The sequence below is a fragment of the Frigoribacterium sp. PhB118 genome, from assembly GCF_003751725.1.
In the GTDB taxonomy this organism is placed as follows: Bacteria; Actinomycetota; Actinomycetes; order Actinomycetales; family Microbacteriaceae; genus Frigoribacterium.
Map to the genome: position 1 here is coordinate 406894 of NZ_RKID01000001.1, position 13823 is coordinate 420716.

General features: G+C 68.7%; 14 protein-coding genes. 3 read left to right on the forward strand and 11 right to left on the reverse strand.

All coding sequences use genetic code 11. The annotated features are described in order from the left end of the window. Positions 1 to 48: 48 nt before the first annotated feature. The 3 genes from EDF21_RS01830 to EDF21_RS01840 all read right to left on the reverse strand — a co-directional run bounded on the left by EDF21_RS01830 (position 49) and on the right by EDF21_RS01840 (position 2622). Positions 49 to 240: a hypothetical protein gene (locus EDF21_RS01830; protein ID WP_056045353.1), complete on the reverse strand. Its 192-nt coding sequence runs from the start codon at positions 238 to 240 to the stop codon at positions 49 to 51. Between the two features lie 123 nt (positions 241 to 363). Then, a complete protein-coding gene (gene rpsD, locus EDF21_RS01835; protein WP_043592736.1) occupies positions 364 to 993 on the reverse strand; it encodes a 30S ribosomal protein S4 in 630 nt (209 codons plus the stop codon). Positions 994 to 1212: 219 nt separating this feature from the next. Next, complete coding sequence (locus EDF21_RS01840) at positions 1213 to 2622, reverse strand: replication-associated recombination protein A (RefSeq protein WP_123570102.1); 1410 nt, start codon at positions 2620 to 2622, stop codon at positions 1213 to 1215. A gap of 65 nt (positions 2623 to 2687) precedes the next feature. Between EDF21_RS01840 and EDF21_RS01845 the strand changes: the two genes are divergently transcribed. The 3 genes from EDF21_RS01845 (at position 2688) to EDF21_RS01855 (ending at position 5542) form a co-directional block, all read left to right on the forward strand. Next, positions 2688 to 3479 (forward strand): peptidylprolyl isomerase, encoded by a 792-nt coding sequence (locus tag EDF21_RS01845; protein ID WP_123570103.1) that lies wholly within the window; start codon positions 2688 to 2690, stop codon positions 3477 to 3479. Between the two features lie 89 nt (positions 3480 to 3568). Beyond that, positions 3569 to 4798 carry a DUF349 domain-containing protein gene (locus tag EDF21_RS01850; protein WP_123570104.1) on the forward strand — a complete coding sequence of 410 codons (1230 nt, stop codon included), beginning with the start codon at positions 3569 to 3571 and terminating at the stop codon, positions 4796 to 4798. 102 nt (positions 4799 to 4900) lie between these two features. Beyond that, positions 4901 to 5542, forward strand: coding sequence for a hypothetical protein (locus EDF21_RS01855; protein ID WP_123570105.1), 642 nt, complete (start codon positions 4901 to 4903; stop codon positions 5540 to 5542). Here EDF21_RS01855 and EDF21_RS01860 read toward each other — a convergent pair. The 8 genes from EDF21_RS01860 to ruvC form a co-directional block, all read right to left on the reverse strand. Beyond that, positions 5521 to 7665, reverse strand: a complete 2145-nt coding sequence (locus tag EDF21_RS01860) for a bifunctional (p)ppGpp synthetase/guanosine-3',5'-bis(diphosphate) 3'-pyrophosphohydrolase (protein WP_233568386.1) — start codon at positions 7663 to 7665, stop codon at positions 5521 to 5523. The two genes, EDF21_RS01855 and EDF21_RS01860, sit on opposite strands and share 22 nt — an antisense overlap. Positions 7666 to 7902: 237 nt before the next feature. After that, positions 7903 to 8253 (reverse strand): rhodanese-like domain-containing protein, encoded by a 351-nt coding sequence (locus tag EDF21_RS01865; RefSeq protein ID WP_123570106.1) that lies wholly within the window; start codon positions 8251 to 8253, stop codon positions 7903 to 7905. Then, on the reverse strand, positions 8250 to 9260 hold the full coding sequence (gene secF / locus EDF21_RS01870) for a protein translocase subunit SecF (RefSeq protein ID WP_123570107.1): 1011 nt from the start codon (positions 9258 to 9260) through the stop codon (positions 8250 to 8252). Before secF ends, EDF21_RS01865 begins: the two co-directional genes overlap by 4 nt. After that, positions 9260 to 11023, reverse strand: a complete 1764-nt coding sequence (gene secD, locus EDF21_RS01875) for a protein translocase subunit SecD (RefSeq protein ID WP_056045374.1) — start codon at positions 11021 to 11023, stop codon at positions 9260 to 9262. Before secD ends, secF begins: the two co-directional genes overlap by 1 nt. 96 nt (positions 11024 to 11119) lie before the next feature. Next, positions 11120 to 11533 (reverse strand): preprotein translocase subunit YajC, encoded by a 414-nt coding sequence (yajC, locus tag EDF21_RS01880; protein ID WP_123570108.1) that lies wholly within the window; start codon positions 11531 to 11533, stop codon positions 11120 to 11122. 79 nt (positions 11534 to 11612) lie between these two features. Continuing rightward, positions 11613 to 12638, reverse strand: coding sequence for a Holliday junction branch migration DNA helicase RuvB (gene ruvB / locus EDF21_RS01885; protein ID WP_056045381.1), 1026 nt, complete (start codon positions 12636 to 12638; stop codon positions 11613 to 11615). Continuing rightward, positions 12635 to 13249, reverse strand: a complete 615-nt coding sequence (gene ruvA, locus EDF21_RS01890) for a Holliday junction branch migration protein RuvA (RefSeq protein WP_123570109.1) — start codon at positions 13247 to 13249, stop codon at positions 12635 to 12637. The genes ruvB and ruvA overlap by 4 nt, the downstream gene beginning before the upstream one ends. Beyond that, entirely contained in the window at positions 13246 to 13821 is a 576-nt protein-coding gene (gene ruvC / locus EDF21_RS01895) for a crossover junction endodeoxyribonuclease RuvC (RefSeq protein WP_043592720.1), read from the reverse strand. Before ruvC ends, ruvA begins: the two co-directional genes overlap by 4 nt. Positions 13822 to 13823: the final 2 nt, after the last annotated feature.

Genomic DNA, 13823 nt, shown 5'->3' on the forward strand with positions numbered 1-13823 from the left:
CGAGGGTGGGTTGGTCGTGTGTCAGGACGAGGAGGCGCGGCGGCGCACTCAGGACTCGTCGCGGTCGGAACGCAGTTCGGCTTCGCGGGCCTTGTAACCGTCGACCACGGCGGCACGGAACGACTTCACGTTGCCGTCGAGGTCGCCGAAGAACTGCTGACCCCGAGATGTCTTGTTGAACTGGTGGGCGACGGCGAAGCCGCCGACGACACCGACGGCGAGCAGGAACAGGCTCTTCACGGGGACTCCTCTTGGGGCTGGTGCCGCGACGTGCGAGCGCGACGACTCGACAGCTTACCCGGCCCCGGGAACGCGAAAGGAGCGGGCCACGACCGTGGCCCGCTCCTGACGGGGTGACGAGTTCTAGCGCGCGGCGTAGTACTCGACGACGAGCTGGACCTCGCAGGTCACCGGGACCTCGACGCGCTTCGGGCGACGCACGAGGCGGGCCTGCAGCTTGTCGATCTCGACCTCGAGGTAACCGGGCACCTTGGGCAGCAGGTCGACGTGACCGCCGGCCGCGGCGACCTGGAAGGGCTCGGTCTTCTCGCTGCGCTCCTTGACGTGGATCATCTGACCCGGCTTGACGCGGAACGACGGGCGGTCGACGAGCTTGCCGTCCACCAGGATGTGGCGGTGGACGACCATCTGACGGGCCTGGGCCGTCGTGCGGGCGAAGCCGGCACGGAGGACGAGGGCGTCGAGACGGGTCTCGAGGAGCTCGACCAGGTTCTCACCGGTCAGGCCCGAAGCCTTGCGAGCCTCGTTGAAGACGATCTTGAGCTGGGCCTCGCGGATGCCGTACTGGGCGCGCAGGCGCTGCTTCTCACGCAGACGGACGGCGTAGTCGCTGTCGGTCTTGCGCTTGGTGCGGCCGTGCTCGCCGGGAGCGTAGGGGCGCTTCTCGAGGTAACGAGCAGCCTTCGGGGTCAGGGCGATGCCGAGGGCACGCGAGAGACGGGTCTTGCTGCGGGTACGTGACTTGGTGGACACTTGTTCCTTTTTCTTGTCGATGGTTCGTCAGGGACCGCCCCAGCGCGCGAGCGCCGGGCGGCGTAACAAGAGGGGTGAGTGCCGCGGTGGCGACCGGCTACAGGTCGTCGCACCTTGATCGGGTCGTCGTCAGCAGCCGCGCGTCGACGCCCGAGAACAGGCAACCCCCCGAGCATACAGGAGCCCGGGCGCCGATGCGAGCAGCCAGCGATCGTGGCGTCAGTGCCCCCGGGTGATCCGGCGCAGCTTCTCGAGACGGGCCGCCACGTCGCGTTCGTTGCCGTTGGCGGTGGGATCGTAGTACTCGTGGCCGACGAGTTCGTCGGGGAGGTACTGCTGCTCGACCACCCCGAACTCGGAGTCGTGGGCGTAGCGGTAGCCCTTCCCGTGGCCGAGGCGTCGGGCCCCGGGGTAATGGGCGTCGCGCAGGTGCTTGGGCACGCGGCCCGCCTTGCCGGCCCGGACGTCCGCGATCGCGGCGTCGAGGGCGGAGTAGGACCGGTTCGACTTGGGTGCGGTCGCCAGGTAGACGACGGCCTCGGCCATCGGGATGCGTCCCTCGGGCATGCCGATCATCTGCACGGCGGTCGCGGCCGAGACCGCGACGGTGAGTGCGTTCGGATCGGCCATGCCGATGTCTTCACCGGCCGACACGATGATCCGACGGCAGATGAAGCGGGGGTCCTCACCCGCCTCGATCATGCGGGCGAGGTAATGGAGCGACGCGTCGACGTCGGACCCCCGGATGGACTTGATGAAGGCGCTGATGACGTCGTAGTGCTCGTCGCCGTTGCGGTCGTACCGCAGCAACGCCCGGTCGACCGACTGGGCGACGATCTCCGACGTGATCGTCGGACGGTCGTCGTCGGGATCGTTCTCGTCGTACTCGGCGTCGGGGTCGAAGTCGGCGTCGGACGCGTCGTCGGCCGAGGCCGTCGGCACCGCGTCGGCCTCGAGCTTCGTGGCCCACGCCGACTGGGCGGACGCCTCGAGGGCCGTGAGCGCACGTCGGGCGTCACCGGAGGCCAGTCGGACGATGGTGGCCAGGGCTTCGTCGTCGAGGCGCACGGATCCGTCGAGACCGCGGGGGTCGCCGACCGCCCGCTGAACCAACTGGGCCAGGTCGTCGTCGCTGAGCTGTTCGAGCGTCAGCAGGAGCGAACGGGACAGCAGAGGCGTGATGACCGAGAAGGACGGGTTCTCGGTGGTGGCGGCGATGAGGATGACCCAGCCGTTCTCGACGCCGGGCAGCAGGGCGTCCTGCTGCGCCTTGGTGAAGCGATGGATCTCGTCGAGGAAGAGCACGGTCGTCGTGCCGTAGAGGTCCCGGTTCGACAGGGCCTTCTCCATCACCTGTCGGACGTCCTTGACTCCCGCGGTCACGGCTGACAGCTCGATGAACTGTCGGCCGGAGCTGCGGGCGATGGCCTGGGCGAGGGTGGTCTTCCCCGTACCCGGCGGACCCCAGAGGATGACGGAGACGGCCCCCTGGTCGGCACCCGTGTCGGACGCCAGGGTGACCAGAGGCGAGCCGGGCCGCAAGAGGTGCCGTTGACCGGCGACCTCGTCGAGGGTGGTGGGACGCATGCGGACCGCGAGAGGGGTCGAGCTCTGCGGGAGCGGGCTCATGGTGACCCATGCTAGACCGGCCCTCCGATACAGTGCAGGCTGGACATCACCGAGCTGGAGGACCCGTGGCACCGAGCAAGAACCCGGACCGTGAGAGCCGGGACCGGCTCCGCAGGTACACCGCTCGTCAGCAGGTGCACGCGACGCAGGTCGCCCGACGCCGTCGGGACAACGTCCTCGCCGTGACCGCCGTCGTGGTCGTGGTCGGAGTCGCGGCCGTGTCCCAGGTGTTCTGGTCGACCAGCGGTCCCGGTGCCCCCGCGGCCGCTCCGTCTGACGCGCCCAGCGCCTCCTCGACGCCCGCCGCCGGCGAGAACGTCGGGGACGTGCCCAGCGAGGCGATCGCCGACGGCCGCTCCTGGACGGGCGGCCTCACGCTCAACGACGGCGTCGAGCTCGGGATCGAACTGGACGGGGCGAAGGCCCCGCAGGCGTCGAGCGTCGTCATCGACCTCATCCAGAAGGGCTTCTACACGGGGACGACCTGCCACCGCATGAGCGACGCCGCGACGGCGAAGTTCATCCAGTGCGGGTCCGCCAACGGCGACGGGACGGGCGACGCCGGTTTCACCTTCGGCCCACTCGAGAACGTCCCGTCGGACGGCGTGTACCCGACGGGGACGATCGCCATGGCTCGGAGCACCGACCCGTACTCGCAGTCGACGCAGTTCTTCATCACCTACGGCGACACCACCCTCGACGGCTCGACGGGTGGTTACGCCGTGGTCGGACGCGTCACGAGCGGACTCGACCAGCTCGAGGCGCAGATCACGGACGCGGGCCTGGCTCCCGGTACGAGCGAGACCGACGGCGCTCCCGTCGTGCCGACGACGATCACGGGCGCGACCATCGAGTAGTCCGCCGCGGTCCGCTGTGCAATAGGCTGAGCACCCATCGTGGTGGCCTGTCCTGGTCCCGCGACGAGCACGTTCAGCAAGGGATAAAAGTGGCTACTGACGATCAGGCACCCTGGGGCCGCGTCGCCGACGACGGCACGGTCTACGTCCGCGAGGGCGACGGCGAACGCGCCGTGGGGCAGTACCCCGACGCGACGCCCGCCGAGGCTCTCGCGTACTACGAACGTAAGTTCATCGAACTCGCCGGGCAGGTGACGTTGCTCGAGCAGCGCATCAAGCGCGGCGCATCGGCGGGCGACGTCGTCAAGACGGTCACCCACCTGCGCGAGCAGCTCGTCGAACCGAGCGCGGTCGGGGATCTCGAGGCCCTGCGCCTTCGGGTGTCGGCACTCGACTCCACGGTCGACGAGCTGACGCAACAGCAGAGCGCCGAGGCACAGAAGGCCCTCACCGAAGCGGTCGCCTACCGCACCGCTCTCGTCACGGAGGCCGAGGCCCTGGCGGCCCAGGACCCCGCCCGCGTCCAGTGGAAGCAGGTCACGGCCACCCTCGACGACATCTTCGCCCGGTGGCAGAAGCATCAACAGGACGGTCCTCGCATCCCGAAGGGCGAGGGCAACGACCTCTGGAAACGATTCCGTGCTGCGCGCACCACCATCGACCAGCACCGCAAGGCCTTCTACGCCGAACTCGACGCGACCCACCGTGACGCTCGTCAGCGCAAGCAAGCCCTCGTCGAATCGGCCGAGGCCCTGGCGCCGAAGGGTGTCGACGGCATCTCGGCCTACCGGGGGCTGCTCGACGACTGGAAGCGCGCCGGCCGCGCCGGGAAGAAGTACGACGACGCCCTCTGGTCGAAGTTCAAGCGTGCAGGCGACGTCCTCTACGCAGCCAAGTCCGAGGTCGTCGCGCAGGACACCGCCGAGTACGAGGGCAACCTCGAACAGAAACTCGAGCTGCTCACCGAGGCCGAGAAGATCCTGACGGTCACGGACCGGGTCCCGGCGCGCGAGGCCCTCACCTCGATCCAGCTGCGATGGGACGAGATCGGTCGCGTTCCTCGCGAGCAGGTCCGGGTGGTCGAGGATCGCCTCCGCAAGGTCGAGTCCCACGTGCGTCAGCTCGACGAGCAGTTCTGGGAGAAGAACAACCCCGAACGCCAGGCACGGTCCCAGGGGCTCGCGAGCCAACTGCACGACGCCATCAGCAAGCTCGAGGACGAACTCGCGACGGCCGAGGCCAGCGGCGACGCTCGTCGTGTCAGAGAGGCTCGTGAAGCTCTGGACGCCCGGAAGGTCTGGCTCGACGCCCTGGGCTGACCGTCAGGGGCCGACCGCCCACCGACGTCGCGAACCGTCCGATTCTCCACAGGGAGGGCCGGGCGGTTCGTCGTCGTCGGCAGGGTCGGCCAGGCTGGGTGCATGCCTGCTCGTCTCCCCCTGGTCCTGACCCACGACGACCTGCCCGAACCCGAACTGCGTGCGGCTGCACTGGACGGGCAGGTCTACGCGGTCGGTGGCTCGTGGCGCAGCGTCGCCGAGATCGACGACGCCGGGGGCCGGGCGATCGCGATCGGGATCGCCCTCGGTGCCGGAGTCGTCGCGGCCGAACGGAGTGCCGCCTGGGTCTGGGGTGCCCGAGGCCCGGCACCACTCCCCCACTCTGGTCTGGTGGTGTCGCCGGCGCGGGTGAAGCATCGTGGTCGGGGTTCGATCGTCCGACAGGTCGTCATCGACGAGGGCGAGATCGTCACCGTCCATGGTGTGGCCGTCACCACACCGGCCCGGACCGTCGTCGACCTCGCTCGCTGTGAGGGCTGGGCGTCTGAGGACGAGACGGCCGCCCGGGACGTCGCCTCCCAGCAGGCCGTGACGTACGCCGACGCGATCGCCGTCCTCGATCGACGTGGACGGCTCCCCCATCGAACGCGAACCGTGGAGCGACTCGGTCGAGTCTGTCCAGCCGGCGCCGACGCGGCCCTCGTCGACGACGAGGTGCGACGAGACGCAGGCCCACCCGGTCCGTCGGAGGAGGCAGCGTCTCAGCCGGCGCTGACCCGGTAGACGTCGTACACGGCGTCGATGCGTCGGACCGCGTTCAGGACGCGATCGAGGTGGGTGGTGTCACCCATCTCGAACACGAAGCGGCTGAGGGCCAGGCGTTCGTCAGAGGTCGAGACGCTCGCCGACAGGATGTTGACGTGGTGCTCGCTCAGGACCCGGGTGACGTCCGACAGCAATCCGCTGCGATCGAGGGCCTCGATCTGGATCTGCACCATGAACACGCTCTTGGACGACGGAGCCCACTCGACCTCGATCATCCGCTCGGGCTCTTTCAACAGACCCTGGACGTTGTGGCAGTTCGCCTGGTGGACGCTGACGCCCTGGCCGCGGGTCACGAATCCGACGATCTGGTCGCCCGGCACGGGCGTGCAGCACTTGGCGAGTTTCACCAGGATGTCCGGGGCTCCTCGGACCAGCACGCCCGAGTCGCTGTTGCGCAACGGCCGTGCTCGACCTTGGCTGGGGAACTCGAACTCGCCTTCGTCGACCTCGGTCTGCGTGTGGACCGCGGCGAGGATCTTCTCGATGACGGACTGGGTCGAGATGTGGCCCTCGCCGACGGCCGCGTAGAGACTCGACACGTCGTCGTACCGCATGGTGGCGGCGACTTCGGCGATGCTGTCCTGGGTCATCAGCTTCTGGAGCGGCAGGTTCTGCTTCCGCATGGCACGGGCGATGGCGTCCTTGCCCTGCTCCATGGCCTCGTCGCGGCGTTCTTTCGTGAACCACTGCCTGATCTTGTTCCGGGCGCGGGGGCTCTTGACGAAGGCGAGCCAGTCCTGGCTCGGCCCCGAGTCGGGATTCTTCGAGGTGAAGACCTCGACGACGTCGCCACTCGACAGGACGCTCTCGAGGGGCACGAGGCGACCGTTGACCTTGGCGCCCATCGTGCGGTGTCCGACCTCGGTGTGCACGGCGTAGGCGAAGTCGACCGGGGTCGCTCCCGACGGCAGGCCGATGACCTTGCCCTGAGGCGTGAAGACGTAGACCTCCTTCGCGCCGATCTCGAAACGGAGGCTGTCCAGGAACTCACTGGGGTCCGCCGTCTCGGCCTGCCAGTCCGAGATGTGGGCGAGCCAGGCCATGTCCGTCTCGGTCTTCGCTCCGCCCTGGTCGTCGCGCCCGCCGTTCATGCGCTGCTTGTACTTCCAGTGGGCGGCCACGCCGAACTCGGCCCGCTGGTGCATCTCGTGCGTGCGGATCTGGATCTCGACGGGTCGCCCCTTGGGACCGATCACGGTCGTGTGCAGCGACTGGTAAAGGTTGAACTTCGGCGTGGCGATGTAGTCCTTGAAGCGGCCGGGGATCGGGTTCCAGCGGGCGTGGATCGATCCCAACACGGCGTAGCAGTCGCGGAGCGAGTTGACGAGGATGCGGATGCCGACGAGGTCGTAGATCTCGTCGAACTCCCGACCCCGGACGATCATCTTCTGGTAGATCGAGTAGTACTGCTTGGGTCGACCCATGACGTCGCCGCGGATCTTCGTCGACTTGAGGTCGGACTTGACGGCGTTGATGACGTTCTGCACGAACTGCTCGCGTTGCGGCGTGCGCTGTTTGACCAGGTTGTCGATCTCGACGTAGAGCTTGGGGTGGAGCACCGCGAACGAGAGGTCCTCGAGCTCCCATTTGATGGTCTGGATGCCGAGCCGGTGCGCCAGGGGGGCGTAGATCTCGAGGGTCTCGGTGGCCTTGCGGTTCGCTGACGCCGACTCGACGAAACCCCAGGTCCGGGCGTTGTGCAGCCGGTCGGCGAGCTTGATGACGAGGACCCGGATGTCTTTCGACATGGCCACGACCATCTTCCGGACGGTCTCGGCCTGAGCGCTGTCGCCGTACTTCAGCTTGTCGAGTTTGGTGACCCCGTCGACGAGCATCGCGATCTCGTCCCCGAAGTCGCGCTGGAGCATCGCCAGCGTGTAGTCGGTGTCCTCGACGGTGTCGTGCAGCAGTGCAGCCGCGACGGTCTTGGCGCCGATGCCCAGGTCGGCGAGGATCTGCGCCACCGCGACGGGATGGGTGATGTACGGTTCGCCGCTCTTGCGCAGTTGCCCCGTGTGCGCCTTCTCGGCCACCGAGTAGGCCCGCTCGATGATGACGATGTCGGCCTTGGGATGGTGCATGCGCACGGTCTTGATCAAGCGGTCGACGGCGCCCGCCGGTTGGCTGCGCGAGAAGAGTCGAGGCAGGAGCGTCCGCAACGAGGCCGTGTTCTGACCGCCGGGCGTCTCGGGCGGTGCGGAGTTGTTCCGTGTGGTGATCTCGGTCACGGCTGCACCTCGTTCTCTCGGGTCGGAGCGCCACCGCCGGCCGTCGTGGTCGGACGTGGACTCCGTGGGGTCAAGGGTACCCGTCGGCCGTCAGTCGACCGACGCCCCGGGGTGGCCGTCGTCTGCAACGACCGTGCCCCCCGCGTCCCGCCAGGCGAGCATCCCACCGACGACGTTGCGGGCGTCCACGCCGATGCCTCGGAGGGCGTCCGTTGCGCGAGCCGACCGCATGCCGGAGTGGCAGACGACGAGGACGGGGCGGTCGGTGGGGACCTCCCCGACCCGTTCGTTCAGCTCGGACAGTGGGATGGACGTCGCGCCGGGCGCATGACCTTCATCCCATTCGTGCGGTTCTCGGACGTCGAGCACGTAGGTGCCGTCGGACAGGGCGTCGATGGCGGCGTCGGCCCCGATCTCGGGTCGACGGTGGTCGCCGATCATGCGCCCACCGTCTCGTCGACGGTGAGGGGCTCGGTCTTCTGTGCCTCGAGCTTGCGGGCATCGCGTTTCGCGATGTCTGGCTCACGGAGGCGGAGCGTGGCGTAGAGCGGTGAGGCGATGAAGATCGTCGAGTAGGTACCGACCAGGATGCCGATGAAGAGCGCCAGGGAGATGTCTCGGAGGGTGCCCGCCCCCAGGACGAATGCCCCGATGAAGAGGATCGCCGCGACGGGGAGGAGCGCCACGACGGACGTGTTGATCGACCGGACCAACGTCTGGTTGACGGCCAGGTTCACGGACTGTCCGAACGTGCGTCGTGAGCCCTCGCCGTCGTCGGCGGTGTTCTCGCGGATCTTGTCGAACACCACCACGGTGTCGTAGAGCGAGTAGCCGAGGATCGTCAGGAAGCCGATGACCGCTGCCGGGGTGACCTCGAAGCCGACGATGCCGTAGATGCCCGCGGTCAGCACGAGGTCGTGCAGCAGGGCTGCCATGGCGGCCAACGACATCTTCCAGGTTCGGAAGTACAGCGTCATGCCGATCGCGGCGAGGATCAGGAAGATCACGAGACCCTTGATGGCCTGGCTCGTGATGTCGGCACCCCATGAGGCACCGATGAAGGACGAGGTCACTCGATCGTCGGGGACGTCGTACGCGGTGGCCAACGCCGCCGCCACGTCGTTCGTCTGAGCGGCTTCCAGCTGCGAGGTCTGCACGCGGATCGTGTCGGTGCCGACCTGGGTGACCCGCGGGTTCGAACCGGGTACGACCTCGTCGACGGTCGTCGTGGCGACGTCCTGGTCGAGTTCGGCCGGCTGGGCGACCTGGAACTCCGACCCGCCCGTGAACTCGATGCCGAAGTGGAAGCCGCCGCGGAGGAACGGGACGGTGACCGAGATGAGGATGACCAGGGCGGCGATCCAGTACCAGCGGCGGCGGTGACCCACGATGTCGTACGACCGGGCACCCGTGTAGAGGTCGTTGCCGAATTTCGAGAAACTGGCCATCAGGAGTCCTTCTTCCCTTCACCGGCGGTCGACGAGTCGACGCGCTCGGTGTTCTTCTCGGCGGCTTTGCGCTCGGCGATGGTCTGACGCTTGACGGCCTCGCGACCGCCCGCTTGCTTGCGGCCGACGACGGCCGGGGTTCGGAACTGTGCCCGCCCCCGGTAGACGGCGCCGAGGGCGCGTGGGTTGAGCCCGCTGAACGAGTGGCCTTCGCCGAAGAACCGCGTCCGGGCGATGAGCTGGAGCATGGGGTGGGTGAACAGCGAGACCACGATCAGGTCGATCACCGTGGTGATGCCCAAGGTGAGCGCGAAGCCCTTGACGTTGCCGACCGCGAGGATGAAGAGCGTGATGGCCGCCAGGAAGTTCACCGTGTCGGACGCGATGATCGTGCGGATGGCGCGCTTCCAGCCCGATTCGACGGCGCTCTCGAGGATGCGACCGTCGCGGAGTTCGTCCCGGATGCGTTCGAAGTAGACGATGAAGGAGTCGGCCGTGATGCCGATGGCCACGATCAGACCGGTCACCCCCGCCAGCGAGAGGCGGTAGCCCTCTCGCCAGGACAGGATGGCGATCACGAGGTAGGTGAGCACGGCGGCGATGACCAGCGACAGGACGGTCACGAAGGCGAGGGCCCGGTACTGGATCAGCGAGTAGATGACCACCAGGATCAGGCCGATGAGGCCGGCGATCAGACCGCTGATCAGCTGGGTCTGTCCGAGGGTCGCGGTGATCGTCTCGTTGCTCTGGACCGAGAAGCTGAGCGGGAGGGCACCGAACTTCAGCTGGTCGGCGAGGGTCTTCGAGGAGTCCTGCGTGAACTGGCCCGTGATCTGGGCCCGGCCGTCGGTGATGGCGGCGTTCGCGGACGGCGCCGTGATGACCTGGTTGTCGAGGGTCACGGCGAACTGGTTCTGCGGCGCCTGCAACGAGACGAGGCGCGAGGTGACCTGGGAGAACCGGTCGGTGCCCTGGCCGTTGAACTCGAGGTTCACGGCCCAGGTGTTCGTCGAGTTGCCCTGCGAGTCGGCGGCGAGGCCGTTCGTGGCGTCGCTGATGTCGGAACCCTGCACCTCGACCGGGCCGAGGATGTACTTGGCCGTGCCGTCGGTGGAGCAGGTGACCAGTGGCTCGTCGTCACGGGCCGTGGCCAGGTCGTTCTCGGCCGCGCAGTCGTAGTTCTGGTAGAGGTCGGCGAGTTGGGGGGTGATCCACGCCAGGTCGGACGCGTTCGTCGGGGACGCGGTCGGCGTGCTCTCGAGCTCGGGGTTGGGGGTGTAGGGCGTGGCGCTCGGGCTGGCAGTGGCGCCGTCGCCTTCTCCGCCGACCGCGGCGTTCGAGACCGCCTCGGTGTAGAGCACGGGGCGGAAGGTCAGCTTGGCCGACGCCTCGATGCGTTCGAGGGTCGCGTTGTCGGGTCGTCCGGGGATGGACACGACGATGTTCTGCGTGCCCTGCTTGGTGATCTCGGATTCCGAGACGCCGGCCGAGTCGATGCGCTGCCGGATGATCGTGACCGCCTGGTCCAGCTGCTCCGACGACACCGTCTCGCCGCTCTGGAGCTGGGCCGCCAGGGTGATCTGCGTGCCGCCCTGCAGGTCGAGGGCCAGTTCGGGCACCCAACTCGCTCCGTTCCACCACCCGTCACGACCGGAGTCGTTCAGGAACGTGGCCGTGCCGTTCAGGGCCGTGAGGCCGGCGATGATGACCAACAACCAGGTCAGGGATCGTATTGCTTTCTTCACCGGCGTCGAGCGTGCCACGGAGGAACTCTGCTTTCTCATGGGAGCGCGCGCTCACGTGGAGCGCGCGCCGTGGATCGGACCCGGCCGCGCCAGGCGGCCGAGGCGGTCGTCGGGTCAGGCCTTGGTGTCGGAGTCCTTGGCGACCGTCGAGTCGACCGGGGCGGACGTGGCGCGTTCACCGAACTCGGGAGCGTCGTCGATGACGCGGTCGTGCTCGGTGGAGCCGTCGGCCAGCGAGTCGGCGTCGTCGGCGACGGGCTCGTCGATGACCGGTTCGACGACGCGACCCAGGGTCTGACGGTGGACCTTGAGGACGGTGCCGGGCGAGACCTCGACCTCGGCGACGTTGTTCTCGTCGTCGATGGAGACGACGGTGCCGTAGACGCCGAACGAGAGCATGACCTCGACGCCGGGGACGAGCTTGTTCTGCAGTTCGGCCTGCTGACGGTCGCGCTTCTTCTTGTTGCGGAACATGAAGACGACGAGGACCACCAGGAGGAGGACCATGATGAGGGTTGCGGGATCCATGCGGAACTCCCTTTCGCTGTTGGGGGTGTGGGCCGAGCGGGACTCGCTTCAGCGAGCGAAGGCCTCGGACCTGCAGGAATTATAGGTCATCGCCGAAGAGCGCCCCTGAGGCGTGCGCCAGACCGAAGTGCCGCCAGGCCTCGGGAGTGGCGATGCGTCCCCGCGGCGTGCGGGTGAGCAGGCCCACCCGGACGAGGAACGGCTCGACGACCGACTCGATCGTGTCGGCCTCTTCTCCCACCGAGACCGCAAGGGTGTTGAGGCCGACGGGTCCGCCGCCGAACCGGGTCAGCACCGTGCGGACGACCTCACGGTCGAGCCGGTCGAGCCCCAGCGAATCGACGTCGTAGAGATCGAGCGCTTCGCGCACGGTCGTCAGGTCGGCATCCCGCCCGTGGACGAGCGCGTAGTCGCGGACGCGTCGGAGCAGGCGGTTCGCGATGCGAGGCGTGCCCCGGCACCGTCCGGCGATCTCGGCCAGGGCGGCACCGTCGATGACGATGCCGAGGAGGGACGCCGCCCGGCGGAGGACCTCGGTCAGCTCGGCCTCGTCGTAGAACTCGAGGTGCGCCGTGAAGCCGAACCTGTCGCGCAGGGGGTTGGGCAGCAGTCCGCTGCGGGTGGTCGCACCGACGAGCGTGAAGGGCGACAACTCGAGGGGGATGCTGGTCGCTCCTGCCCCCTTGCCCACCATGATGTCGATCCGGTAGTCCTCCATCGCGAGGTACAGCATCTCTTCGGCCGGCCGTGCCATGCGATGGATCTCGTCGATGAAGAGCACCTCCCCCGGCACGAGCGCGGAGAGGACCGCGGCCAGGTCGCCCGCGTGCTGGATCGCGGGACCCGACGACATCCGCAACGGCCGAGCCCCTTCGTGGGCCACGATCATGGCCAGGGTCGTCTTGCCGAGCCCGGGCGGTCCGGCGAGCAGGATGTGGTCGGGGGTGCGGCCCTGCATCGTCGCGGCCTTGAGCAGCAGCTCGAGCTGGCCCCGCACCTTGGACTGCCCGACGAACTCGCCGAGCGAGGTGGGCCGCAGCGCCCCTTCGAAGGCCAGCTCGGCCTCGGACTCGAGCGTGGGACGGGTCAGGTCGTCGTCGCTCACGCTCGGGCCCCGGTGGACTTCTGCGGACCGAGGTGACCGAGTGCGGCACGCAGCAACTGCGGCACGGCCACCGCGACGGCGTCGCCACGATCCGCCACGACGGCGTCGATGGCGGCCTGCGCCTCACGGTCGGACCACCCGAGCCCGACCAACGCGACGAGCACGTCGGCAGCCGTCGTCGACGCCGCCGTGACGGTCGGCGCGGTCGGTGCCACGTCGAGCTTGCCGGTGAGCGAGAGGACGATGAGCTTGGCCGTCTTCGGCCCGATGCCCGAGACGCGTCGGAACGCGGCGTCGTCGTCGTCGGCGACGGCGGTGGCGACCTGATGGGGCGTGAGCGTCGACAGCACGCCCTGGGCCGACTTCGGGCCGACGCCGGTGACGCTGCGGAGCAGGTCGAAGACCTCGAGTTCTTCGCGGTCGGCGAAGCCGAAGAGCGAGAGGTCGTCTTCTCGGACGATCAACGCCGTGTGGACGAGCGCCTGCTCGCCGACGCGGACCGTCAGTGCGAGCTGTGGGGTGACCGAGACGCGAAGGCCCACGCCGCCGACCTCGACCACGACCGATGTGCCGGACGCGGACAGGACGGTACCGCGGACACTGGAGATCATGCCCCCAGCCTAGGAGTGCGCACCGACTTCTCGGCGTCGCGCCACGCTCGCTGGGCCGGCGTGAGGGAACCCGAGGAGGCGCGGGCAGCGACGGGCGCACCCCGCCAGGCATGGCAGATGGCCAGGGCCAGGGCGTCGGCGGCGTCCGCCGGCCGGGGCGCCTCGGCCAGCCCGAGCAACCGGGCGACCATCGTGCCGACCTGCTTCTTGTCGGCCGACCCGTACCCGGTCACGGCAGCCTTCACCTCGGACGGCGTGTGCAGCGTGACGGGGATCTCGCGTTCGGCTGCGGCACGCAGGGCGAGGCCGCTGACCTGTGCCACCCCCATGACGCTGCGGACGTTCTGTTGGGCGAAGACCCGCTCGATCGCCATGGCGTCCGGCCGGTGCTCGTCGATGAGCGCCTCGAGACCGCGACCCAGGGCGAGGAGACGCAACTCGAGGGCGAGGTCGGGGGCGGTGCGGATGACCTGCACGTCGACCAGGGTCGCACGCCGCTGGGCGTCGACCTCGACCACCCCGACCCCGCATCGGGTGAGCCCGGGGTCGATGCCGAGCACCCGGAGCGTCACCG